The sequence below is a fragment of the Methanothrix sp. genome (assembly GCA_029907715.1).
In the GTDB taxonomy this organism is placed as follows: domain Archaea; phylum Halobacteriota; class Methanosarcinia; order Methanotrichales; family Methanotrichaceae; genus Methanothrix_B.
Genome location: JARYLI010000003.1, coordinates 96670 through 120425 on the forward strand (window position 1 = coordinate 96670; position 23756 = coordinate 120425).

Genomic DNA, 23756 nt, shown 5'->3' on the forward strand with positions numbered 1-23756 from the left:
GTCCGCTTAATATACATCGCAAGGCTGATAAATTAATAGATGCAATTTATTTATGGTGATTTGATGGCTGTGATATCCCCAGAAGACATAAGATGGTTCCAGAAGAGAATAAACCGCATGCTTGAGGAGATGGGCATCGATTCGAAGGAGATGAGGAGGTTCCAGGAGCGTCTGACCGGCCTGATGGAGGAGATGGGCGAGGTCCCACCGGTCGACATCGAGGAAAGGGATGATGATATTGTGATAACAGTTGACCTTCCCGGCGTGGACAAGAAGGATGTGGAGGTCACGATCACAGAGGACGGTCTGAGGCTGAAGGCCAGAAGGGAGCTGAAGGAGGGCAGCTACTTCCTGAGGGAGAGGCGCGGCAGCTTCGAGAGGATCATAACCCTGCCGGGCGAGGTCAGGGCCGAGGAGGCGAAGGCCAAGCTCAAGGACGGAATCCTGGAGATCGTGGTACCAAAGCTCGTATCCGCGAAGAAGAGGATTACGATAGAGTGAGGGCATCTCCAGAGTCCGGAGATGATGATGGTGGGGTGCCAGGGCGCCCCCACCATGAATTACCTCGGATCTGTGAGGAGAAGCATGTGGTGCAGCTTGTCCCTCTTCGTCTCGAGGTAGTGCCTGTTGATCTCGTTCGGCTCGACCTCGAGGGGGACCCGCTCCACTATCTCCAGCCCGTATCCCTGCAGGCCCACGATCTTCCTGGGGTTGTTTGTCAGGAGCCTTATTTTTCTTATCCCCAGATCCAGGAGTATCTGGGCGCCTATCCCGTAGTCCCTCAGATCCGCGGGATATCCAAGCCTGTGGTTCGCCTCGACCGTATCGCTGCCGCCGTCCTGGAGCTCGTAGGCCCTAAGCTTGTTCGCAAGACCTATCCCGCGCCCCTCCTGGTTCATGTAAACCAGAACACCATTTCCGTTTCTGCTTATCATCCGCAGCGCCCTGCTCAGCTGCTCGCCGCAGTCGCACCTCTTCGACCTGAACGTGTCCCCTGTGAGACACTGCGAGTGCACCCTGACAAGGGCATCATCCGCTGCGGGATCGCCGGCCACAAGAGCAACATGACACTGCCCATCGAGCATGCTCTCGTACCCTATGGCCCTGAAATCGCCGTATTCAGTGGGCATCTCTACCTCTGCGATTCTTCTTACAAGCCGCTCCCTTCTGATCCTGTATCTTATCAGATCCTCGATGGTCACCATCCTGAGACCGTGCTTCTCCGCGAACCTCTCGAGCTCCGGAAGGCGCGCCATGGTGCCGTCCTCAGCCATGATCTCGCATATCACGCCCGCCGGATAGAGACCTGCGAGACGAGCCAGGTCCACCGCAGCCTCTGTATGCCCCGCCCGCCTCAGGACTCCGCCGTCGAGCGCCTGGAGTGGGAATGTGTGTCCGGGAGTCGCGAGGTCTGCGCGTGTTGTGGATGGGTCTATCAGCGTCCTGATCGTCGTCGCGCGATCGAACGCCGAGATTCCGGTGGTGACACCCCGTCTGGCATCTACCGATACCGTGAACGCAGTTCCCATGCTCTCCGTGTTCTGCTGCGTCATCATCGGGAGCTCCAGCTGGCGGATGCGCTCGGCGGTGAGCGGAACGCAGATCAGGCCGCGTGCATGTTTCGCCATGAAGTTGATGGCCTCCGGCGTGACCTTCTCAGCGGCCATCACCAGATCTCCCTCGTTCTCCCTTGATTCATCATCCAGCACTATCACGAACTTTCCATCGCGAATGTCCTTTATCGCCTCATCCACTGTAGAGAAAGGCATGATACTGCGGAGGTGGTGAAAAATACTTAAACTCTTGGGAGGTCCCCGAAAGACGGAATTCTGAGATTCTTTGTGCGTGCACATCATTCACAGGTTCGAGCCCGCAACCGAGAACAATTGCGTGTTTTGTGGCATGTTCCAGACCCTCAGATCTGAGCATCTGTAGATATCCGTCAGCTATTTGGCAGAGATCAATCATCTGGGAGGCGAATGTCGCCCAGAGTGAAGATGCCAAAGCAGCCCCCTGAGGTGAGGCGCAGGAACTTCTCAGAGGTGGCTCTAGGATACAGCGATGAGGATGCGCTTCGCGAGGCTGATAGATGTCTGGGGTGCAAAAAGCCCGGATGTGTCGAGGGCTGTCCTGTCGGCGTCGAGATCCCGCAGTTCATAGATGCGCTCAGAAGAGGCGATGCTGATGAGGCGCTCAGGATAATCAAGCGCAGGAACAGCCTGCCCGGGATATGCGGCAGGGTCTGCCCTCAGGAGGAGCAGTGCGAGAGCAGGTGTGTTCTCTCAAGGAATGACGAGCCTGTCGCGATAGGGAGGCTCGAGAGATACGCAGCCGACTTCGGTCATGATGTCGTGGAATTCAGGGAGAGCACGAGAGGAAAGAGCATCGCGGTCGTTGGCTCCGGTCCTGCAGGGCTCACATGCGCAGCGGATCTCGCACTGATGGGTTATGAGGTGACGATATTCGAGGCTCTGCACGAGGCTGGTGGGGTTCTCACATATGGGATACCGGAGTTCAGGCTGCCCAAGAGCATTGTTAAGAAGGAGGTCGATTACGTTAGGTCTCTGGGAGTCAGGATAGAGCTCGACTCTGTAGTTGGAAGGACTGTGAAGGTCCAGGATCTTCTCAGAAGATATGACGCCATCTTCCTGGGCATAGGCGCTGGGGCCCCGAGATTCCTGAACGTCCCTGGCGAGAACCTCGGCGGGATATACTCTGCGAATGAATATCTCACAAGAATCAACCTGATGAAGGCATACAGGTTCCCGGATTTCGACACCCCGATAAAGAGAGGCAGGAGGGTCGCTGTCATCGGGGGAGGCAACGTCGCCATGGATGCGGCCAGATCCGCTCTGCGGCTCGGGGCGGAAGAGGTGCATATCGTCTATCGGAGATCCGAGGCTGAGATGCCCGCCAGGCTTGAGGAGATCGAGAACGCGAAGGAGGAGGGCGTTATTTTCGATTTTCTCACGAACCCGGTCGGGTTCAAGGGCGATGGGATGGTCAGAGCGATGGAGTGCATCAGGATGGAACTCGGGGAGCCGGATGCCAGCGGGAGGAGAAGACCTGTTGAGAAGAAGGGATCCGAGTTCAGCATGGAGATCGATACAGCGATCATAGCCATCGGCACGGTTCCAAATCCCCTCGTGCTCAGAAGCGTTCCAGGTCTCAGAACAACAAGATGGGGCACTGTGGACGTGGATGAGAGAGGAAGAACATCGATCGAGAGGGTGTGGGCAGGGGGGGATATAGCGACTGGAAGCGCAACCGTGATAAGCGCGATGGGCGCGGGGAAGAGGGCGGCATCAGACATCGACTCATGGCTCAGGGACGGCAGAGACTGGCGGCCCTAGCTCCACGATCCTGCCCTCCGTGACATCCTCCTCTGTGATGTTAACGAACGCCACAGCCCCCGAGCCATCGGTGGCTGGCGTGATCTCAACAACCTGATAGGGCCCTGCAGCTTTTATGCCATAAGCGCCCTCAGTCGAGTACGGGACCCTGATCTCGTAGCTCCCGTTGCGCGGGACAGCGTAGTTCACGTACTGGAAGGGCCTGCCAAGGTTCGAGCTGAGGTTCAGGACAGCGACAATGATCCTGTCATCATTTGCTCTCCCCCTGATGACCGCTCCAGGGACGTATTCGAAGATCTTGATCATCGCTGCAGGCTTTTCACCATAAGGCCCTGCAAAGCTCCTCGACTCGTGGATGAGACGGAAGTGCTCCATGTAGCTGCAGTCGCCAAGATGCAAACCTGCAAGCATCGTCCTGTTGAGCCGCTGCAGATTGCGCACGGTCTGCACACCGTCTTTTGTGTGGATCATCTGATATGTGGACGGATCCTCGCCGAGCCAGCTGCATATCGCCTGGAGCTTTCCATAGATCATTGTGAGATCAGTGATCACATATCTGGCACGTCTGTCGTTCAGGATCCTCACAGCCGAATCCTCTTTCTCGGATAAGAAGAACCTCGACCCCTCCACGACCCCTGTCTGGAAGTTGTTTGCAACCACCGGCCGCTCTCCTATGTAGACAATCCAGTTTCCGTAGTCCCACCAGCACATCACGCCATACTCAGGGACCTGGAACGGCTCCTCGAAGTGGCCTGTCTGAGGTGTGCTGTTTCTCAACCATTCGAGCGACTCCACCCAGTCCTGCGTGATCGCAGGCTCGGAGCTGACTATTCCTGGGAGATCCATGATGGGAAGAGCTATCATGATGGCAAGGGCCGCTCCAGCGATAAACCTGCGCGATGGGTATGATCTGATCCAGATGATCGCCCTGATGAGCAGCAGAGCCATCAGTATGGGCCCTACTGTTGATGAGACGTAGATGAACCTCTTCTGGCCGAATGTCAGGGCGAGCGCCAGGACTGCCCAGATCAGGAGGATCAGTCTGGCATCCCTCTTAACACCCCCCGTTGTGATCTCATGGAGGAGAAGAGCTGTTCCCAGGATGTACAGGAGGAGCCAGAGCGTCAGCGGCGTGAAGGGGTCTGTATTAACGAAGAGCGGCTCAGCCTCCGCTATCTTTCCTGTCATCTCTCCACCGATCAGGTAGACCATTGCGCTTTGGAGCCGGCTGTGGTTGATGAGTATGATTATAAGAGCAAATGCGGTAAGGGACGCCGGCAGAACGATCCATGGCAGATTCTTCCTGAGAGCCAGCTGCTGTGCGATGGCCGTCACAAGGACGGTTGCGGTGATGATCATGATGGCCAGAAAGGATACGTGCAGCCAGCTGCTGAAGCCGAATGGCAGGACGAGAGCAGATGCGAGGGCGAGGCTCATGAGCATAGGCCTGTAATCGAAGGAGCTGCCTTCCCTAAGGCTGAGAACGGCTCGCAGAACTGCAAATGAAGGTATGATGAGAAGGTAAATCGGTGCACCTGCCCATGTGTAGGCGAGAGCTGCCATTCCGATACCCGCAAAAATGCTCCAGATGTACCCCCCTCTGAGTGTGTACAGCAGGAGCAGCACTATCAAAGAGAAGAGGAGTACCTCAAGGCTGTGATGATCCGGAGAGCCGAACGACGTTCTGATGACGCTGTAGGGGCATACAGCCAGGAGGATTGCCGAGATCAGAGCGGTTCTCCCATCGAAAACCTCTCGCGCGATGGCGTAAACAACCACCACAAGAATGCCGCCCAGGATCGGGGAGATCACCGCTGCGACCGTCTCCACAGAGCTCTCACCGATCAGAGGTGCTGCAACATGCGCTAGGGCCGCAACGACGATGTCGAAGAGGGGAGGCCATGATATCTCAAGGCCATGAGGGTAGTTTATGTACGAATCGAACCAGAGCGTGTGTGGAAAGTGGTGGAATGTGTAAAAGATCCTCCTGAGATGATAGTACTCATCATAACCGTCGAAGATTATATCGCCCCTGTACAGTGCAGGAGCAAGCCGTACGGCCAGGCTTAGCATAACAGCGATCGCAAGGGTTGCAGCATCTCTTCGGTTCATAGAACCTCCTGGGGGTGCAGAGCAGCGTAAACTCCGGTCTTCAGACTCCAGCAGTTGATGCGAATCGGCCAGATGGTTATCAACTCCCGCTGTATATTACCAGGATGTTAATAATCTTTTAGGTCTGGGTTTTCAAGTGTCCAGTCCCAAGTCTTGACTTCATGTACCCCATGAACCATGTTGAAACCCCGGTCAAAACGCCGACTGTAGAAGCTCAAAGGTTCGGAGCTGAACAGTTTGGGCTTTCCACTTCCTGATGTTGATATGGCCATACAGAGCAGCCTGGAAGGAGCACGGGGTTTAAAGATTGCATGATAAATAATATTATTATAAATAAAATTTTTTCGTGATATGCTGATAGGAATCCTCATATCCATTGGCCACCATGGAAGGGGTGATGTCCAATGTCAGGTAACATATGCAATGCTGGATGTTTGCTTTCGGTGATATGTCTTCTCGCCCTCGCAGAGGGGAGCGTGGTCGTAAATGAGTTTGAGCTGAATCCACCATCTGACCAGCCGTATGCGGTGGAATGGATCGAGCTCTTCAACTCCGGTGATGAGGATGTGGATATCGGAGGATGGCAGGCGGTCGTCATCTCCACTGTGCCCGGGGAATCAGGCGCACAGTTTCCATGGTCCGGAACTATCACGGTGCCTGTTGGAACGGTCCTGAGGGCAGGCGAGTACAGGGTTCTCACCGGCGACCAGAGATGGGATCACGGGTTCAATGCGACTGTGATACTCTATGACCAGGTGGGCAACGAGGTTGACAGGACGCCGATGCTGATGGACGACAGGGATGATGGCTCAGACTGGTCCAGATATCCAGATGGCGTGGACACGGACAGAACCTCTGACTGGGCGTACATCCCATCGACGAGGGGCAAGCCGAACGTTCTGCCCTACTGAAAGGGCGTTTCAGACGATGGAGAGAAGCTCAGACGGCAGGGGTCGCATATTCCGGCCGGCGATCAGGCAGTTCGATCTGAAGGATCTGCCATCCATTATGGAGATAGACAGGGAGGTCGGAGGTGGTTACAGCCCGGAGCTATTCATGACGTTCCATGAGTACCATCCCCAGACTATGCTTGTCGCCGAGGTCGCTGGTGAGGTCGTGGGTGTTGTGATAGGTTTCAAGCACACACCACTCGAGGGTAGGGTATTCTGGCTCGCTGTGAGGTCTGCATACCAGGGGCGAGGTATCGGCAGGAGCCTGCTCTCTGCGATTCTCCGTCTCTTCAGGAGGCTCGGCGCTGTGAGCGCAACGCTGGAGGTAAGGATAGGGAACAGAAGAGCGCAGAGCCTCTATTCATCCATGGGCTTCGTGGTTGATAACGTGATCCCAAGCTACTACTCAGATGGTGAAGCAGCCCTGATAATGCGCAAAATCCTCTGATGCGATCTGTCGGTTAAGATCGATGCGCACCGGCATGCGCTGAGTCTTTGATGGGTTGCAGGATGATCTGAACGCTCTTATGTATTTGGCAACTTGGAGGCTGAGTGGTTTGGCTGCTGTAGCAATTATCTGCCGTGAATGGCATGGGAGGACCTGAGTCTATTTGGGCAAGTCATCAGATGGATAAGAGCGGATCTGAAACGCGCCTCAGAACACAGACAATCTCATGTATATCAGCTCTGCTTTCTCTCCTTCGTGTAGATCACGTCCAGCAGGTGCGAGTCAGACCTGCTTCGTATCATCCTGTCGATGATCGCTGGGAGTCCGCGGGTGTGCACCCTGCTCAGGACGCTGTTTATCACCACCATCTCTCCAACTTTTATCCGGTCGGTCTCGTTATCAGAGGCAGGGAGTATGGCCTCGCCAAGTGGAGATTTCGATAGCGCGTCTGGCTTGGAGCTGTCGAGCGGGACGATCCTGAAGTACTTCCTGGCGAAGAGCGGTTTGGAGCTCCCACCCTCAAGCCTGGAGAGCAGAACCCTGTCCTCGAACGGTATCAGATCGGTGTTCTCGACTATCGCCTCACGGTTCAGCCCGAGCTCCCCAGGATCCAGCTCTGAGGATTTTCCACCAACAGGCGTGACGTACCAGTGCCTGAGCGTCTCGATCGGATAAGGATAGGTGAGACACCTCATGATATCATGATCTACATGGCGATAGATAAAACTATTGCCGGGGGACGTCCTCGCCCTTCAGGTTCCGATGCATAACCAAAAGCCATATATAAGAAAACTTTAAAATTAAGTTTAGCCTATTTCAAAAAGGAGGCTTCCATGTTCCGCAGTACTTTGTATCTCACGGTGGGCTTTGTGATACTGATTGGGGTCGCATCATCGTACGATTTCGGTTCGAAGGTGGATAACACCTCACCAGATCTGGGTCATCCTCTGGTCGACTTTGGCGGATCCCAGGTGCCGATAGACATAGGATACTGGGATGTCGGGCAGACTCCGCAAATCTTCGATGAGGATGATATGGTCTACCTCCACTTCGGAAGCGCGGTTCCCGCCACGATCAATGCGAATGATATTCGTCTGACAACCATACCAGACCTGGGACTGACCGCTGGCAGCAAGGTGAAGGCACGTGATATCGACTGCGGCCAGCCACTGCTGCCCTTGCCAGCACCGCCACTCATAGCAGGCATATACTTTATGGATCTGTACGGCTCTTCGCCTGGATACGATGTCAATGATCTGATATACCTGAAGACCCTGCTTCCAGCCGGGATCACGGCGACAAATGATGTGCGACTGAGCGATGTGGATGAGGATAAAGATGGTATTACGGACCTGCCTGGAGGCAGCAAGGTTCTGGACTATCATGAGGATCATAACAGACTCATAATCCCGATGATAATTGGATTCCCGATCTATCCGCCCGTCTGGCAGGAAAGCATAGCGACGATCAGATTCTACAACGCAAACGGCAACACGATGAATGGCGTACCAATCTACGATTACAATGACGACGTGTACATAGACGTACCCTTCTCGCCGCTATCGCCCGGAGTCGTCTCGGTCAATGATGTGCATCTGACTACATAAAGCATCCAGAGCCAGGCCCTGCAGCGTGACATGGCTGCAGGGCCGGATCCCCGTACACAGGCATCGGGGCTTTCAGAGGAGCACATACAGAGAAAAGCGAGGTCGGAGGCTGCCATGAGACCGTGGAGACAGGCAGCTTGTTTTTAGGTGGGCTGCCCTGCGGCGTCATCCAGCCGACACAGCTCGAAGATCTTTACGGCGGGTCGCCGAACAGAAGGATTGAACCGCAGGAGCCAAATCGCAATCATGCTCCTCTCGGGCCGAGAACCTTCTTGAGGAACAGACCCGGCCCCTTCTGCGGCTCTCTCCTGGGTGCAGGGCCTTTCACCGGCTGCCCGGTCATCACTATCGGGGTGCTGACGCCGCCGTGCCTCGACCTTCTGGGCCTGATGTTCACAACAATGGGTCTCTCGATCTCATTGCTCACGATCATCGCCGTCCCTGGAGGCAGCCTCTTGATCTCCTCCTCGAGCTCGGAGCTCATACCCTCCAGCCCCTTCGATAAAGCCTTTAGATCATTTGGATTTGTCACGCGCATTATTATCTGGGTGTTGCACTGTGACAGGACATTCTTGTCGACCCTCGCAGGCCTCTGGCTGATGATCATCAGACCCATGCCAAACTTGCGCCCCTCTGCAGCGATCGTTCTTATTATGGATGTTGACGCTGCCTTGCCCGTTCCCCTCTCAGGTATGTAGTTGTGCGCCTCCTCTACGACAACCATCCCCGGGCAGACCCTTCCAAGCTTCCGGGCCTCGAATAGGTCTGTTAGCAGCTTTGCGACTATCATCGGCTGCATCTCCTGCGGAACTCCGGTCATGTCGATCACAGACGCATGGCCCCGCTGGAGGAGCTCCTCAGGCCTCGTTGGCTCCCCTGAAAAGATGCCCATCTCGAGGAGCTGCTCGAGCTGCCCGATCAGCGTCCACTTCGACTTGGATGTGGACTTCTCAACCTGCTTTATTATATCCTCGAGATCGTAGCTCTCCCTCTCCGATTTCAAAGAAGCTATCGCCTCGTATAGAAGAGCCACAGATCCATTGGTCGAGTCCTCAGGGAGCATCCTGGCTATATCCCTGGCGGAGAGGTTCAATCCATCGAACCTGAACGGCCTGTCCGCCCTCGGGTTCACCGCAAGGTTCGCTGGGGTGTACACGGTTATGTTGTAGCCTTTTGGCTTAACCCCGAACCTGCTGAAGTCCCCCTCCTTGTTCGGGTACCTCATCGAGCCGTACTCGCCGTGCGTGTCTATCACGAGAAGCGCCACACCCTTATCTAGCAGCTCCTCCAGGATCACCGCGGCAGTGTACGATTTACCGCTGCCGGTCTTGGCCAGAACGCTGCAGTGTTTCTGCACAAGCGTGTTGGCATCGAGCTCCACCCTGAGATCGTGCCCCTTCAGGATGCCTATGTACATATCGCCTTTGGCAAGCCCCAGGGCAGCAGCTATCATCCTCTCATCTGCTGCATAAACCTCCTCACCCGGCCTGGGCGGCGTTGCAGGCGATCTTATGCGACCCTCTGAGGGTACTCCTATAACACGTGCATCTGCAACGACCCACTCCCTGCACGTCTGTGTGCAGCCCCTCTCCATGTGGGCGATGCTGTACGCGGTGTTCGATCTCCTTATCTCCTCAACCTGGGCGAGTATCCAGCTCTTGCCCTCGCCCCTCACCTTCACATAGTCGCCCCTGCCCACAGCGCCGTGGATCATGAATTTGAACTGGAGTGGGCTGGTCTCACCCACTATCACACCAACAGAACCTCGCAAGGATCATCACCGCTGCTCAGCTACTCCCTCTGATGAATCTCTGCTCCACCTTAAATATATTTTCTCTATAAAGAGATCAGGCTGTGGAGGTCAGCTCCCTGAGCTTCCTTATCGACTCCATCGCCTTGGCAGACTCCTTCAGCTTCTGATCCTCGAAGTGTTTTATGATCTCGTCTATCGAGACCTTGAGGGCGTACACCTTCATGGGCCTGCCCTTGCCCTCGCCCTTGACATCGCGCTCCTCGATCCAGCCGTTCTGTCTGAGAAATCTCATCCCTATGCTGACCTCCGGCTGCCTCAGCCCCGTGCCCATCTCGATCTCCCTCGAAGAGACCTCCTTTGCGTTTGAGAGATACGTGACCAGAGCCGCGACATTTCTCTGCACACCGAGGCTTCTCAGCGCCTCGATGAACTCCAGATCCCGATCGTCCAGCACCTTTACAGTGTAATCCTTCATCCACGACCACCATTAACCAAAGAGCTTTTACATATAATAGAAATAACGTAATCATATAAATAATTTGTTTTGAAACTTGTAGATATTTATAGAAAGTGTGCATCTGCATATCATTTGATGTGCGATTCTCCAGCAAATCGGCATGCTCCCCCTGCAGTTCACAATCAGGAGCAGGTCATGGGCTCAAACCACTGAAGCTCTCTCAGAGATCGCTGCTCTGCAGCACAGTACCTCTGATCTCGGTGAGCCATATCCCTGGACCGCTTTCGTTGTGCACTTCATCGAGGTCCGGAGGGTTCGGCCGTGTATCCTAAATTCGCGCGCTCGATCCGTCCAGACCCATTGGATCTCCCGTCAGTAGCTGCTGCGTCCAGCATCCCCTTCGGAGCATATGCGGACACAAAACCAGCTCTTGGTCACGCCGCCAGTAGCTGTTGAGTCCAGCGATCCAGTTCAGGTACTCAATCCTGCTGAGCTGTTGGTACGAAAATAGACCCGGGCCATTTCACCCACATGGCTGAGCTTACGTCATGAGCGTTCGCTCTTATGTCTTTGGCAACTTGCGGGTCGTGCAATATGGCTGCTGAACGCACTTATTCATTTACCTGGAATGCACAGCAAGCCCAGTGCTTCTATTGGGCAAGTTAACATATGGATAAGAGCGTGAGCGTTTTCTGGAGCATCCACGCTCCCCCCCAGCGCCACGGGTTAAAGTTATATACAAAACCCCTGATGAATCATTGACATACAATGGCGTTATGTGGGATTGCATACGCTTGTTGCAGGGAGGAACCAAACATGAGAGTTATATGTGATGCACTGCTCCTGATGGTGGTTTTATCCGCAATGATGCTCACAGCCTCGTCTCAGGAGGACTCGCAGGTTGCCCAGGGATACGATGTGGATCAGTACTTCAAGCAGAAGCCGACATATGATATACAGCAGTTCGTCAGAACCAGGGATGCATACGATGTTGAGATGTACTTCAGACAGAAGCCGCTTTATGATGTGCAGGCATATTTCAAGCAGAAGCCAACATATGACATTCAGCAGTTCGTCAGGACCAGAGATATATACGATGTTGAGATGTACTTCAGACAGAAGCCGCTTTATGATGCGCAGGCATATTTCAAGCAGAAGCCAACATATGACATTCAGCAGTTCGTCAGGACCAGGGATACATACGACATAAGGCAGTACTCAACAAATCCTCCATACCATACAGTTCCAACAAGCCCTTAGGACAGCATCTCCTGGGATGGCCGGCTGAGATCTGCGCTGCAGGTCTCCCGGAATGATTCTGGCCCCAGGTTCCACTTTTTGATCATGCGGATACAGTGGGCATACCTTCATTGAGTTGGGAATGGGCGGCACCCTAAACGTGTCTGTCTTAAACAAGGTATCGAAACGGATAGAGGTCTGTTGGTCTTTTTCCTGCACCTCACAGCCTGGTTGATGGCTGTGAAGCAGTTACGCTCTTATCCATCTGATAACTTGCCCGAAGAGGCACCAATCACGCTATGCGCTCGTGGCGAGCGGATGAGTGCATTCAGCAACCTACCGCATGACCTTCAAGTTGCTGAATAAGAGCGAGCAGTTATTGCTTTCGCGCTCCTCACCACCTGGTGATAGACCTCCACGGAGCCTGTGCTGAAACCCCGTCAGAACGTGGAGCATATGCGTTCAAAGGTTTAAGGCTTCACAAAAGATCATTACAGTAGATAAATTTAAATATAATCAATGAACCAGTTTCTCTGGAGGGGGTAGCTCTGAGATACAACTGGGCTGGCGATACGATCGTCAGGGATACAATTGTCTGGAGCAAGAGGGCTGTTCTGGGGAATGAGAACGTCTTCATCCCCACAGATATCAGGGAGTGGATATCGTACCCGGACAGCGAGGTCATAAAGCTCGCCCTTAAGGAGATGGACCTTCCGGCATCCAGGGCGGCAGGGACGTTCGATGAGAGGGCCTGGAAGGTCTGGAAGTATGTGGCTGAGAATGTCGAGTACGTCTCCGATAAAAAGGCATTTGGCATGCCCGATTTCTGGCTCTTTCCGGCAGAGACGCTGACGCTGCGGAGGGGAGACTGCGAGGATTCGTCATTTCTGCTTGCCACACTGATGATCGCCAGCGGGATAAGCGAGCACTGTGTCAGGGTTGTGATCGGGAAGGTGGTCACGGGCAGCACGACATACGGCCACTGCTGGGTGGTCTACCAGAACGAGAGCGGCACATGGTGCCTGCTTGAGAGCACCCTGAACTCGGTACCGCAGAGGCTGCCTCCAGCAGATCCGTTCACAGAGCCGGAAAGCAGAGACAGGTATGAGCCACAGCTCTGCTTCAACCGCAACCACATGTGGTCGATAGCTCCCGGCGAGATGCGCCTCTCAGAGTACATCAACTCCAGGGAGATCTCCGGCGGATACCGTCCTAAGAGCCCAGAGATCTGAGCCGCGCCTCGATCCCCCGCCAGTGCGACCCCTGCCAGTAGATCTTTCCGCACCTTGAGCACATCCATCTCCTGTTCCCCATATCGAGGAGCTCGCCGTTGCAGATGGTGCACCTCTCCGGGTTGAGATCGAGGTTGATACCTCTCTCCAGCACCTCTCTCAGCTGGTCATCGATATGAGAGGATCTTATGAGAATGCATCTCACTCCAGCCCTCTCACAAAGCTCTGCCAGAGACCTGTCGCGTGTGAGCAGCGTTCTCCTCTCCCCTGCCTGCGCGATGAGATCGCCATCGCTCATGGACCTTGGATTCTCCACATCGTGACCCGCAAGCCTGAGCCATCTTCCCAGGCGCATCAGCATGTGGTCCACCACAAACTCAGCCGTATGGAGACCTCCGGAAGCAAACGAATATAACGTTTCTATAAAGGCCTGCACCAGATATATAGCCATCTGAATCAATCATTCTCCGGATGAGAAGGGTTGCCTGGGGAATAACCGGCGGCGGCCAGTACCTGGCTGAGAGCGTGAAGGCGATGCGCGAGGTCGCAGCCCGGAACAGAGTGTGCACATTTGTATCAAGAGCAGGCGAGGAGGTTCTGCGCATGTACGGGCTGCTCGATGGACTCCACGAGATCTCCGGAGGAGGCTATCTGGAGGAGATCTTTCTGGAGAGTGAATCTGGAAGGAGCTTTCCTATGACCGGAAGGCTCATGCTGGGCAGGTTTGACGTGCTGCTGATCGCGCCCGCCACATCGAACACCGTGGCGAAGATCGCATGCGGGATAGCGGACACGATCGTCACAAATGCAGCCGCGATGGCTGAGAAGGCAGAGGTGCCGGTGCTTGTGCTGCCGACTGATGTGAGAGAGGTTGTGACGAGAGCGCCCTATGCTGTGAACAGGGAGATGTGCAGAGGATGCGAGGTCTGTCCTCCGCAGAGAGCCTGCCCTCAGGGTGCGATATCAGGCGATGACATTCGCTCCATAGACCTGATGCTGTGCGATGGATGTGGTACATGCCTGCCTCTCTGCAGCAGCGGTGCGATAGATGCTGTGAGGATGAACGTCAGGCGGAGAAGCATAGATCTGAGAAACATCGAGATCCTCAGGGAGAGGGGCTACGTGATCCTCGAATCGCCTGATGAGATACCAGGGGCTGTTGAAGGTGGAGTTTTCAAGAGGAATATGCATGGATCTGAATGATTCGTTCGCTCTTTGTGTTTGGCAACTTAGAGGCTGTGTGGTCTGGCTGCTGTAATCATTCACGCTCTCGCTCTTATGTATTCAGCAACTTGAAGGTCATGCGGTAGGTTGCTGAATGCATTCATCCGCTCGCCACAAGCGCATAGCTTGACTGGTGTCTCTTCGGGCAAGTTATCAGATGGATAAGAGCGCACGCTCTTTATGTGCGCAGCAACTTGCATGCAATGTGGTCGCTGAAAGCATTCATTGCCATGCCTTCGACTACGTCGAAGGTAAGTCGAAACCTCCCCTGAAGGGGAGGGGGTCTTCTGCCTGCTTTCCTATCATCGATGAGGTCAGGAGGCCTCACTCCTGACCCTCTCGATATCCCTCCTGAGATCATCGCTCATGCTCACCCCGTCGAGGTTCTGCCGCGCCAGGCTCTCGAGCGTTGGTCTATCATACTTTATTCCATCGAGCCTGGCTCCGCGCAGATCGACATTCGTAAATCCTACCGAGTAGAGCTCAGAGTCTCGCAGGTCTGCCCCGGAGAGGCTTGTGTTGGTGAGATACACACCTGTCGCCTTTATTCTCCTCAGATCTGCCATGCTCAGATCTGAGTTCTCCAGCATCACGCCCCTCAGGATGGCATTTCTCATCTTCGCAGATCTCATCACAGCATTCGAGACGTAGAGGGCCTCAAGGCGGCATCCAGACATATCGGCCCGGCTGAGATCTGCCTGTCCGAAGTTGACGCTGTGAATCACAATCCCTGACATTATCACACCTCTGAGAATCGCCCCACTGAAGTCAGCATCGTCCAGCCTCGCATTCGTGAGATCTGCTCCCGACAGGTTTGCCCTCAGGGCATATGCCTTTACGAGATCTGCGCCGCTCAGGTCAGCGCCGCTCATATCTGCTCCAAACAGCTCGGCTCTTGTGAGAAAAGCTCCTGACAAGCGGCTGTTTCTCAGATCCACCCAGTTCGCACGCACGCCGAGCATGTTGGCTCTCGTTAACAGCATATCATGCATCCTCGCCTGTGTGAGATCCGCGCCGAGCAGCCTGGCGCCGCTCATATCCGCGCCCTCAAGCACAGCGCTGCTCAATCTGGCGCTCGTGAGGTCCGCATCCCTCAGATCAGCCTCTGATAGATCTGATTCTGTGAGGTCCACACCACGGAGGCTTGCTGAGACCAGAGATGCCCGTGTCAGATCTGCCCTGAAAAGCATTGATGAGTCGAGCCTGGCACCACTAAGATTCGCGCCGCGCAGGTCTGTAAAGAGCATGCAGCACCTTCGCATATCAGTGTTTGAGATGTCTGTGAACGAGAGATTCGCGCCCGAGATGTTGGATCGCATCATAACGGCGCCTGTGAGCTTGGATCCGGTCAGATCCGCATCTCTCATCACAGAGTCCTGCATCGATGTGCTTCTCAGATCCGAGTACCTGAGAGATGCGCGCGTGAGGTCAATGCCATTGAGATCTGAGCCGCTCATGTTTGCCCCTGATAGATTCGCGTCTCTGAGAGTGGCACGGTAGACGAATGCGTTCCGGAGAAAAGCTCCGCTCAGATTGCATCCATCCATCTTGGTGCCGTTCAGATCTGCTCCGTCCATCCTGGCGCCGAAGAGAGTCGCCCCGCTCAGCCTGGCGTTCTCCATCTCTGCCTCCGTGAGATCTGCGCAGCTCAGATCGCTTCCTATCAGGTCGGCACTGATGACCTTTGCGCCTCTCAGCCTGGCCTCGCGGAGATTTGTGTTGTGTATATCAGCGCCCTCGATATCCGCGCCGGAGAGGTCTGCAAGGCTCAGGTTCGCATCGTATATCATGCTGTACCTGAGATATGCTCCAGTAAGGTTTGAGCCGCTCAGATCCGAGCCGTTCAGGTACGTCTGGTTCAGGCTCGCGCCGCTCATGTTGTGCCAGCTGAGGTTCATGTGGCTCAGATCCGCCCTGTCGTGGAACGGCTGATTTATTATGATGCTGCCCGCGGGCAGAGATCCGGGGGAGATGTTGAATCTGCGAAGCTCGACCATATCGAACATGTAAACATTTGGACTGTTATCGGTTATGGGTATGTTATCCGGATCTGCGCCCCGCAGTATGCGCGCTGCGATCTCTGCGGCCTTCTCTCCCTGCGCCTTTCCACTGCTGAGGTTGCCTCCGACTATGCCATGACCCAGACACATCTTCCACACACCGTAGACGGGAACACGGCTGGCCTGCCGGAGAAGCTCTGCGCTCTCCTCATAGGTGAAGACCCCTCCAGCGCGATCCCTGTTGAAAGTGAGAAGTAGCACAAGCGCGTCAGGGCCGAGCCTGGATACGTTCTCGCGCAGCTCATCCGCCGTCACATCATCAAGAACCTCAAAGGTGACATTGAACTCTGGTATAACGCCCTCCAGCACCCTCCTGTTTGCCCTTCCTGTGGTGGTGTTGTCATTCACGACCACTATTTTATCTGCAGATGGATGAAGCCTGAGCATGAGACCGACCGTATCCTCGATGCTCACGTTCAGGAGAACCCCTGTGAATCCACTGACATTGCTCAGCATTTCTGGCCTGAAGTCCTTCACGCCGCAGAAGACCACTGGAACCCCGGGAAAGAGCTCGTCCCTGTTCTTCAGGAGAAACCTGAACGCGTCGTCATCTGAGGATATGATGACATCGAACTGTCTCTCACCGTATCTCTCAGAGTACAGCCTCTTCAGGAACTCCATTCTGGACTCGTTCAGCTGGATCTTCTTGGCGTCCATGTACTCCACCGTGAGATTCGCATCCGGCGCATCGATCGCCAGCCTGAGGCGCACACCGTTGGTGACATCATCTGTCCAGGCCATGCCGGGGTTGTAGGAGTTCAGAAGAAGCACCTCGCTAGCTGGAGCAATGCCTGTGGTCGTGAGCAGTATCAGAAGAAAGACAAACAGGAGATGTACCCTCATGGACGAACACCTGTGAGTACTACCGAATAGAGAGTATTAAGACTTTTCCAGGCAGAGGGTGTGTTGAATGATGTTTGAGAATCTGACTGCATAGACCCAATTCATACAAATTGTAATTCGCTCTTATGTGCGTAGCAACTTGCAGAGCATGCAATGTGGTCGCTGAAAGCATTCATTCATCGAAACGAACGCATAGCATGACCCCTGCTCCTTTGGGAAAGTCATCAAATGGATAAGAGCGTTGTAATTATAGTAAAAATCGATAGTTTTCGACCTTTTAGGTCTTAATCATAGTTCTTTGCGCCACTTCATGTAAATCCATTTAAAAGCTACTGGATATGTCATACCTTATAGATTATTTTATGTGATATGTTATATTATATCAACTTATGCGGAATACTATATTCAACGCAGCACAGGCAGATTGATTCGATGGTTATCACATCTGGCTCAAAGGCGTTCCTCCTCCCCCTAAACTTATACAGATTCGCTATTTTGTATTCAGCAATCTGGAGGTCGCGCAGGGAGGTTGCTGAACGCACTCATCCCTCGCTGGGCCTTCGACTACATCGAATGATTTCGACAGTTTTGACTTCGCCGAAACTCTTCGACGCAGTCGAAGATAAGTCGAAACGAGCGCATGGCAGGAGAAGTGCCTCGCCGGGCAGGTTATCGGATGTATGAGAGTGTACAGATTTTTCTGCTGGTGCCTCCAGCTATGCAATCGTGCAATCACATCTTTGAGATCAGATGCATCCAGTGGGGTTCAGCATCATACCGCTGCGCTCGAATCCTCGACAGCCTGTCCAGCTATTCTCGAGACCACCGATTCCCTGGGAACCATTCGGCAAATCCGGGACGTGAAGCTGCATCGAGAGCGGTTCACTTTTTGCTCTAGAAAAGCAATATTGCTTCGATCACCAAATTTATATCCAGGGATGGTCCATGGGATGGCAAATTCAACCCGGGTGAGCCACATTGAGGATAAGAGTGGTAAGCTCCAAGAGCGAGATAGAACGGCTGAGCAGGGATGAGCTCTTTGTGCATCTCGCATTCAGGGCATCGAATGCGGACATCTTCAGGCTTCTCCAGAGATGCCCTCAGCTCAAGGCGATACAGGTGCCAGCATCTTACTATCGGACGCTTTCACAGGCCGGCAAGATGTTTCTGCAGATCCACGGGATCTCCCTGATAGAGGGCGACGTATGGGGCCACAGGAAGGATCTGAGCGAGTACCTGATAATAGAGGAGCAGGATCTACGGAGGATATCAGAGCTCATGAGCTCGGGTATGAGCCCTGAGGATATCGCAGAGAGTCTCTCTGAGGATCTGAAGGTCTCACCCGGACTGGTGAGGTTTATAGGCGAGACTCGTCGTTCATCATAGACATGCAGATATCGAGAGCCTCCGGCACACCCTCTCCTGTGAGCGTTGATATCCTGATGCCATCTCTGGGATGCTCGGATGGTATATCCGACTTGTTGTATGCCACAACGACGGGCAGCTCCAGCCAGCTCTGTATCTCCTCCAGGAGCCTGAGCTGGGCATCGAGCGGATAGCCACAGTGGCCCGTCGGATCTATGAGAAATAGCACGACGCCTCTGAGATGCCGCATGGCGGCGATAGCCTGCCTCTCGATCTCGTTCCTCTCAGATAGCGGCCTGTCCAGAAGCCCTGGTGTATCCAGGATCTGATATTTCTGATCCTCTCTGGTGATGTGACCGACGATCAGGCCCTGTGTTGTGAAGGGATAGCTGGCGATCTTTGGCCTGGCCCTGGTGACCATGGCGAGAAAGCTGGACTTCCCGACATTTGGATAGCCTGCGATTATTATCGTGGGAAGGGAGGGATCTATGCCGGGAATCTCCCTCAGACGAGATGCTGCCTCGTTCAGAAAGACGAGATCCTCATCGATCGATCTGAGAACGGATGCCATTCGCCCCAGAGCAGATCTCATCTCCTCAGCGCCCCTCGGGCTCAGCATGTAGTCCCTTGATATCCTGCGTATCTGCTTTGAGGCCCATCCCACCCTGGAGAGTGATACACGGAGCCTATCCACGCCAGCCACCGCATCCACAAGATCGTAGTAGAACTCGGGCAGTTTCTCAAACGTTGGAAACCTCCTGACGATTGATGATAGAGAGGTGGCCAGGACCCCGCCAGCTGTGCCGACAAAGGCTGCATCATTCCCGGCAGCTTTGACAGCCTTTGAGCCGCGCCTGAAGGCCCTGTCGATGAGCTCCTGTGCATCCGGAACCGTAGACAATCTTTCGAACATTCCTGGTGCCAGGAGGTTAACCTAATGAGATAAATGGTTTTCGAAATCTTTATATACTAGTGGTGCTCTATTCCTGCTGAGGTGAACTATTGAAGAGGCTGGGAACAGCACTCCATGTGGTTCAGAATAAACTTATTGTTCGCAGGGATGCAGCCGATCCTCCAAAGATTGGATCTGTGGTTGTTGATCGAAAGAGCACAAAGATCGGTAAGGTCTCGGATATCTTCGGTCCTCTGGAGAGGCCGTATGTTATCGTCAGACCCGCCAGAGGAGTCGACACGACGGTTCACGTCGGAAGCATGCTCTATGTGGAATCTCCCAGGAGAGATGGTAAGTGGAAGAGATAGAGAGAATTAGAGAGATAGAGCGCACAGAGCAGGAGAAGATAAAAGAGCGCATCAAGCTCCAGCGCGAGAAGGAGAAGGAGGAGGAGCTTGATAAGTATACTGTAGAGTGTCCCGAGTGTGGAAGTCGTGCTCTGGTCAGGGACTACGAGAGAGCGGAGCTTGTATGCTCTGACTGCGGCCTGGTCATAGACGAGAACTTCATCGATCAGGGTCCTGAGTGGAGGGCCTTTGATCACGATCAGAGGATGAAGAGATCGAGGGTCGGAGCCCCGATGACGTACACCATCCATGACAAGGGCCTCTCCACGATGATCGACTGGAGGAACAGGGACTCATACGGGAAGACTATCTCCTCGAAAAACCGTGCCCAGCTCTACCGCCTGAGGAAGTGGCAGAGGCGCATAAGGGTCAGTAACGCCACAGAGCGCAACCTCGCATTCGCCCTTTCAGAGCTCGACAGGATGGCGTCCGCCCTAGGCCTCTCCAGAAACGTGCGGGAGACCGCTGCTGTGATCTACAGGAGAGCCGTCGAGAAGAACCTGATCCGCGGCAGGAGCATAGAGGGCGTCGCGGCTGCTGCGCTCTACGCTGCATGCAGGCAGTGCAACGTGCCGAGAACGCTCGATGAGATCGCTGAGGTATCCAGGGTGAGCAGAAAGGAGATCGGAAGGACATACAGGTTCGTATCGCGCGAGCTCTCGCTCAAGCTCATGCCGACGAGCCCGATCGACTACATCCCCAGATTCTGCTCTGGGCTCAACCTCAAAGGCGATGTCCAGGCGAAGGGCATAGAGATCCTGAGACAGGCCGCGGAGAAGGAGCTAACATCAGGACGCGGCCCGACCGGTGTTGCGGCGGCAGCCATCTACATAGCCTCGATCCTGTGCAACGACAGAAGGACTCAGAGGGAGGTGGCCGACGTCGCTGGCGTGACAGAGGTCACCATAAGAAACAGGTACAAGGAGCTCGCAGAAGAGCTGAACATCGAGATCATCCTCTGAGGGGCAGCGTGTACCCTGCCTGCACTTCGGGCGGAAGCGCGCCCCGATGATTAAAACATTTGTAAAACCATTGCACTGCGCAAACCATTCACTGCTTCCAGGCTGCGATTGCGGGTTTGAATCAGAACAGCCTGTCATGAACCGGTCTTTGGCATAACACCTTATGACTTCGCGTTAGTTGTGCCCCAACAGTTCGCGGATCCACTTGTCATGAACCGGTCTTTGGCATAACACCTTATGACTCCTGTGTTGCCACATGCGTATTTGCTCAATATGGTGGGCGTGCTTGAGGTACCGATCAAGTGAAGCTGCTATGGCAGAGTCGTTCATCCAGAGATCCGTCGAGATGGCAATTTAGCCCAACGTATTGAGCATGTTCTCACATGCTGTTGCAGGAAAACAGGCAGACGATCCCCTCGTCGGGGAATGCCTTACAACCTGGTTACCAGCTGACTTACCAGTTGCACCTTTCCGCCATCAGATCTGGGGGAGGGGTGAGCGCATTCGGCAGCACAGATGACGCCAAACAAAGAGGGACGCAAACGCTCTTATCCATCTGTTAACTTGTTGAAGAGGTACTTCTCCTGCCATGCGCTCTTTTCGACTTATCTTCGACTGCGTTGAAGGCCTGGCGAGGGATGAGTGCGTTCAGCAACCTCCCTGCATGACCTCCAGGTTGCTTAATACAAAAGAGCGGACGCAAATTTTCTGGCTCATCGATTCTTTTTTATCATAGATGCACATAACAGCACGCGGGTAGATACTGATGTCTGGATACTGGGATCCGCATATGGAGCGCATGCCAGCTGAGGATCTTAAAGCGCTCCAGCTTGACCGTCTGAAGGCCGTAACTAGATACGTCTATGATCACTCGTCGTTTTACAGGCAGCGCTTCGCTGAGGCAGGCGTCACACCTGATGACGTGAAGGAGCTGGATGACATAACGAAGCTTCCGTTCACAAGAAAGGTCGATCTTAGAAATACATATCCAACAGGAATGTTCTGCCTTCCGAAGAACTGGGTCGTGAGATATCATGTCTCCAGCGGCACAACCGGCAAGCCGACGGTGGTTGGATACACGAAGGGCGATATTGAGACCTGGACAGAGTCGCTCGCGAGAGCCCTGACATCCATCGGGCTGGGCAGAAACGATGTAATCCAGGTCGGCTATGGCTACGGTCTCTTCACAGGGGGTCTCGGCCTCCATTACGGGGCGGAGAGGATCGGTGCCGCGGTGCTCCCAACAAGCACGGGCAACACGGAGCGCCAGATCGAGCTGATGCAGGACCTGGAGAGCACCGCGATAGCATGCACACCATCATACTTCCTCCACATAGCAGAGGTCGCTGAGAGGATGGGTGTGTCCATAAGAGAGGACACAAAGCTCAGGGCAGGCATCTTCGGCGCAGAGCCGTGGTCTCTTGAGACTAGAAGGAGGATAGAGGATATAACAGGCATCAAGGCCTACGACATATACGGGACCAGCGAGATAAGCGGGCCGCTCTTCACGGAGTGCCAGCACCAGAACGGGATTCATGTGTGGGCAGATATGTTTCTCATAGAGATCATCGACCCGAAGACAGGGGAACAGGTCGAGGATGGAGAAACAGGAGAGCTGGTCGTCACCACGCTGAACAAGTGGGCGATGCCCCTCATAAGATACAGGATAGGGGATCTCACAATCAGGGAGTCTGAGCCGTGCGAATGCGGCCGCACACACCCGAGGATAATGAGAGTTCTCGGCAGAACAGATGACATGCTGGTCATCCGCGGCATAAACGTCTTCCCCAGCCAGATTGAATCCGTGCTTATGAACATACCCGAGGTTGGGCCGCACTACCAGATTATTGTCAGCAGAGAGGGCGCTCTTGACGTGATGAAGGTCAGGGTGGAACTCACCGACAGGGGCTTCAGCGACAGAATAGGCGATCTTATGGCGCTGAACAGGAGGATATCCAAGGAGCTGAAGAATGTGCTCAACATATCCGCAGAGGTTGAGCTGGTGGAGCCGGGCGTCATACCGCGCTCAGAAGGAAAGGCAAAAAGGGTCATAGATACCCGTAAGGTGTAATGGAGGGGTTTTTGATGAGCGAGATAAAGCAGATATCACTTTTCGTTGAGAACAGGCCTGGCAGGATGGCCAAGGTCTCGAAGACGCTTTCCGATGCTGGTGTCAACATAAGAGCGATGACCATTGCAGAGGCCGGCGATTTTGGTGTTATACGAATGGTTGTTGATGACCCGCAGAAGGGTTATGAAGTTCTGCGCAACTCCGGCTTCACTGTATCGATGACAGATGTGCTTGCGGTTGAGATGCGGGATACGCCCGGCGGGCTATACGAGATAGTCAGCGCACTGGGGGAGAACAACATCAACATCGATTACGCATATGCATTCGTTACCGCGAAATCGGAGAAGGCGATGCTTATAATGCGTGTCGATGATATAGAGGCCGCAAGGAGAACTCTGAGCTCAAGGGGCGTCAAGATAGCAACACCAGAGGAGATACAGAAGATCTGAAGAGCGACGCTCCAGGGATGGCAGGATCAGAGTTTGAGTGAGAGACCTGTACAGGCATCGATCTGTGCAGGTTTTCCATCCCTGCAGAGGTTCATGCTGCTGCCTTTCGGAGCCCGAACATCTGTTTAACGCTCTTATGTGGTTGGCAACTTGGGGGCTGTGTGGTTTGGCTGCTGTAAGCATTCGTTCATCTGCCATGAACGCATAGCAGGACCAGTGCCTCTTTGGGCAAGTTATCGGATGGATAAGAGCGCTGTTTATAGTATTCCGCATAAGTTGCTATAATACTATAAATCGAACATGCTCAATACGTTGAGGTAAATTGCCCTATG

21 protein-coding genes are annotated in these 23756 nt (G+C 54.1%); 13 read left to right on the forward strand and 8 right to left on the reverse strand.

What is annotated here, in order from left to right; translation table 11 throughout:
• Positions 1-63: 63 nt before the first annotated feature.
• Positions 64-501, forward strand: a complete 438-nt coding sequence (locus QHG98_03450) for an Hsp20/alpha crystallin family protein (GenBank protein ID MDH7596785.1) — start codon at positions 64-66, stop codon at positions 499-501.
• A gap of 59 nt (positions 502-560) precedes the next feature.
• Here QHG98_03450 and QHG98_03455 read toward each other — a convergent pair whose 3' ends face one another.
• A complete protein-coding gene (locus QHG98_03455) occupies positions 561-1769 on the reverse strand; it encodes a bifunctional 3,4-dihydroxy-2-butanone-4-phosphate synthase/GTP cyclohydrolase II (protein ID MDH7596786.1) in 1209 nt (402 codons plus the stop codon).
• Between the two features lie 210 nt (positions 1770-1979).
• On the opposite strand from QHG98_03455, the gene gltA reads away from it, so the two are divergent.
• Positions 1980-3353 carry an NADPH-dependent glutamate synthase gene (gene gltA, locus QHG98_03460; GenBank protein MDH7596787.1) on the forward strand — a complete coding sequence of 458 codons (1374 nt, stop codon included), beginning with the start codon at positions 1980-1982 and terminating at the stop codon, positions 3351-3353.
• On the opposite strand, the gene QHG98_03465 is transcribed toward gltA, so the two are convergent.
• Positions 3318-5465: an STT3 domain-containing protein gene (locus QHG98_03465; protein MDH7596788.1), complete on the reverse strand. Its 2148-nt coding sequence runs from the start codon at positions 5463-5465 to the stop codon at positions 3318-3320. The genes gltA and QHG98_03465 overlap by 36 nt on opposite strands.
• Before the next feature lie 443 nt (positions 5466-5908).
• On the opposite strand from QHG98_03465, the gene QHG98_03470 reads away from it, so the two are divergent.
• Entirely contained in the window at positions 5909-6376 is a 468-nt protein-coding gene (locus QHG98_03470; GenBank protein MDH7596789.1) for a lamin tail domain-containing protein, read from the forward strand.
• Between the two features lie 16 nt (positions 6377-6392).
• Positions 6393-6863, forward strand: a complete 471-nt coding sequence (locus tag QHG98_03475) for a GNAT family N-acetyltransferase (protein MDH7596790.1) — start codon at positions 6393-6395, stop codon at positions 6861-6863.
• Positions 6864-7096: 233 nt separating this feature from the next.
• Here QHG98_03475 and QHG98_03480 read toward each other — a convergent pair whose 3' ends face one another.
• Entirely contained in the window at positions 7097-7558 is a 462-nt protein-coding gene (locus tag QHG98_03480; protein ID MDH7596791.1) for a hypothetical protein, read from the reverse strand.
• Between the two features lie 138 nt (positions 7559-7696).
• Between QHG98_03480 and QHG98_03485 the strand changes: the two genes are divergently transcribed.
• Positions 7697-8470: a hypothetical protein gene (locus tag QHG98_03485; GenBank protein MDH7596792.1), complete on the forward strand. Its 774-nt coding sequence runs from the start codon at positions 7697-7699 to the stop codon at positions 8468-8470.
• A gap of 244 nt (positions 8471-8714) precedes the next feature.
• Here QHG98_03485 and QHG98_03490 read toward each other — a convergent pair whose 3' ends face one another.
• Both QHG98_03490 and QHG98_03495 read right to left on the reverse strand, forming a co-directional pair.
• A complete protein-coding gene (locus tag QHG98_03490) occupies positions 8715-10241 on the reverse strand; it encodes a DUF87 domain-containing protein (GenBank protein MDH7596793.1) in 1527 nt (508 codons plus the stop codon).
• Positions 10242-10317: 76 nt separating this feature from the next.
• Complete coding sequence (locus QHG98_03495; GenBank protein MDH7596794.1) at positions 10318-10698, reverse strand: ArsR family transcriptional regulator; 381 nt, start codon at positions 10696-10698, stop codon at positions 10318-10320.
• Positions 10699-11496: 798 nt separating this feature from the next.
• Between QHG98_03495 and QHG98_03500 the strand changes: the two genes are divergently transcribed.
• Together QHG98_03500 and QHG98_03505 are read left to right on the forward strand one after the other, a co-directional pair.
• Positions 11497-11940, forward strand: a complete 444-nt coding sequence (locus QHG98_03500) for a hypothetical protein (protein MDH7596795.1) — start codon at positions 11497-11499, stop codon at positions 11938-11940.
• A gap of 683 nt (positions 11941-12623) precedes the next feature.
• The gene (locus QHG98_03505; GenBank protein ID MDH7596796.1) at positions 12624-13151 is read left to right on the forward strand and encodes a transglutaminase-like domain-containing protein; all 528 of its coding nucleotides are present in this window, start codon (positions 12624-12626) and stop codon (positions 13149-13151) included.
• Here the strand turns inward: QHG98_03505 and QHG98_03510 are convergent.
• Entirely contained in the window at positions 13132-13602 is a 471-nt protein-coding gene (locus QHG98_03510; GenBank protein ID MDH7596797.1) for a Mut7-C RNAse domain-containing protein, read from the reverse strand. The genes QHG98_03505 and QHG98_03510 overlap by 20 nt on opposite strands.
• Before the next feature lie 20 nt (positions 13603-13622).
• On the opposite strand from QHG98_03510, the gene QHG98_03515 reads away from it, so the two are divergent.
• Positions 13623-14354, forward strand: a complete 732-nt coding sequence (locus QHG98_03515) for a dihydromethanopterin reductase (acceptor) (protein ID MDH7596798.1) — start codon at positions 13623-13625, stop codon at positions 14352-14354.
• Positions 14355-14689: 335 nt separating this feature from the next.
• On the opposite strand, the gene QHG98_03520 is transcribed toward QHG98_03515, so the two are convergent.
• The gene (locus QHG98_03520) at positions 14690-17278 is read right to left on the reverse strand and encodes a pentapeptide repeat-containing protein (protein MDH7596799.1); all 2589 of its coding nucleotides are present in this window, start codon (positions 17276-17278) and stop codon (positions 14690-14692) included.
• A gap of 978 nt (positions 17279-18256) precedes the next feature.
• On the opposite strand from QHG98_03520, the gene QHG98_03525 reads away from it, so the two are divergent.
• Positions 18257-18664 carry a DUF1699 family protein gene (locus tag QHG98_03525; protein MDH7596800.1) on the forward strand — a complete coding sequence of 136 codons (408 nt, stop codon included), beginning with the start codon at positions 18257-18259 and terminating at the stop codon, positions 18662-18664.
• Here the strand turns inward: QHG98_03525 and QHG98_03530 are convergent.
• Positions 18636-19556, reverse strand: coding sequence for a 50S ribosome-binding GTPase (locus QHG98_03530; GenBank protein ID MDH7596801.1), 921 nt, complete (start codon positions 19554-19556; stop codon positions 18636-18638). The two genes, QHG98_03525 and QHG98_03530, sit on opposite strands and share 29 nt — an antisense overlap.
• Before the next feature lie 89 nt (positions 19557-19645).
• On the opposite strand from QHG98_03530, the gene QHG98_03535 reads away from it, so the two are divergent.
• The 4 genes from QHG98_03535 to QHG98_03550 all read left to right on the forward strand — a co-directional run bounded on the left by QHG98_03535 (position 19646) and on the right by QHG98_03550 (position 23424).
• On the forward strand, positions 19646-19903 hold the full coding sequence (locus tag QHG98_03535) for a Gar1/Naf1 family protein (GenBank protein MDH7596802.1): 258 nt from the start codon (positions 19646-19648) through the stop codon (positions 19901-19903).
• Positions 19891-20904 (forward strand): transcription initiation factor IIB, encoded by a 1014-nt coding sequence (locus QHG98_03540; GenBank protein MDH7596803.1) that lies wholly within the window; start codon positions 19891-19893, stop codon positions 20902-20904. The genes QHG98_03535 and QHG98_03540 overlap by 13 nt, the downstream gene beginning before the upstream one ends.
• 766 nt (positions 20905-21670) lie before the next feature.
• Complete coding sequence (locus QHG98_03545) at positions 21671-22975, forward strand: phenylacetate--CoA ligase (GenBank protein ID MDH7596804.1); 1305 nt, start codon at positions 21671-21673, stop codon at positions 22973-22975.
• Between the two features lie 14 nt (positions 22976-22989).
• A complete protein-coding gene (locus tag QHG98_03550; GenBank protein MDH7596805.1) occupies positions 22990-23424 on the forward strand; it encodes an ACT domain-containing protein in 435 nt (144 codons plus the stop codon).
• Positions 23425-23756 lie beyond the last annotated feature (332 nt).

Bases quoted from the DNA above. Each gene is read 5' to 3' on its own strand.
- QHG98_03450 (MDH7596785.1), top strand. From the start codon at position 64: ATGGCTGTGATATCCCCAGAAGACATAAGATGGTTCCAGAAGAGAATA.
- QHG98_03455 (MDH7596786.1), bottom strand. From the start codon at position 1,769: ATGCCTTTCTCTACAGTGGATGAGGCGATAAAGGACATTCGCGATGGA.
- gltA (MDH7596787.1), top strand. From the start codon at position 1,980: ATGTCGCCCAGAGTGAAGATGCCAAAGCAGCCCCCTGAGGTGAGGCGC.
- QHG98_03465 (MDH7596788.1), bottom strand. From the start codon at position 5,465: ATGAACCGAAGAGATGCTGCAACCCTTGCGATCGCTGTTATGCTAAGC.
- QHG98_03475 (MDH7596790.1), top strand. From the start codon at position 6,393: ATGGAGAGAAGCTCAGACGGCAGGGGTCGCATATTCCGGCCGGCGATC.
- QHG98_03480 (MDH7596791.1), bottom strand. From the start codon at position 7,558: ATGAGGTGTCTCACCTATCCTTATCCGATCGAGACGCTCAGGCACTGG.
- QHG98_03485 (MDH7596792.1), top strand. From the start codon at position 7,697: ATGTTCCGCAGTACTTTGTATCTCACGGTGGGCTTTGTGATACTGATT.
- QHG98_03495 (MDH7596794.1), bottom strand. From the start codon at position 10,698: ATGAAGGATTACACTGTAAAGGTGCTGGACGATCGGGATCTGGAGTTC.
- QHG98_03500 (MDH7596795.1), top strand. From the start codon at position 11,497: ATGAGAGTTATATGTGATGCACTGCTCCTGATGGTGGTTTTATCCGCA.
- QHG98_03505 (MDH7596796.1), top strand. From the start codon at position 12,624: ATGGACCTTCCGGCATCCAGGGCGGCAGGGACGTTCGATGAGAGGGCC.
- QHG98_03510 (MDH7596797.1), bottom strand. From the start codon at position 13,602: ATGGCTATATATCTGGTGCAGGCCTTTATAGAAACGTTATATTCGTTT.
- QHG98_03515 (MDH7596798.1), top strand. From the start codon at position 13,623: ATGAGAAGGGTTGCCTGGGGAATAACCGGCGGCGGCCAGTACCTGGCT.
- QHG98_03520 (MDH7596799.1), bottom strand. From the start codon at position 17,278: ATGAGGGTACATCTCCTGTTTGTCTTTCTTCTGATACTGCTCACGACC.
- QHG98_03530 (MDH7596801.1), bottom strand. From the start codon at position 19,556: ATGTTCGAAAGATTGTCTACGGTTCCGGATGCACAGGAGCTCATCGAC.
- QHG98_03545 (MDH7596804.1), top strand. From the start codon at position 21,671: ATGTCTGGATACTGGGATCCGCATATGGAGCGCATGCCAGCTGAGGAT.
- QHG98_03550 (MDH7596805.1), top strand. From the start codon at position 22,990: ATGAGCGAGATAAAGCAGATATCACTTTTCGTTGAGAACAGGCCTGGC.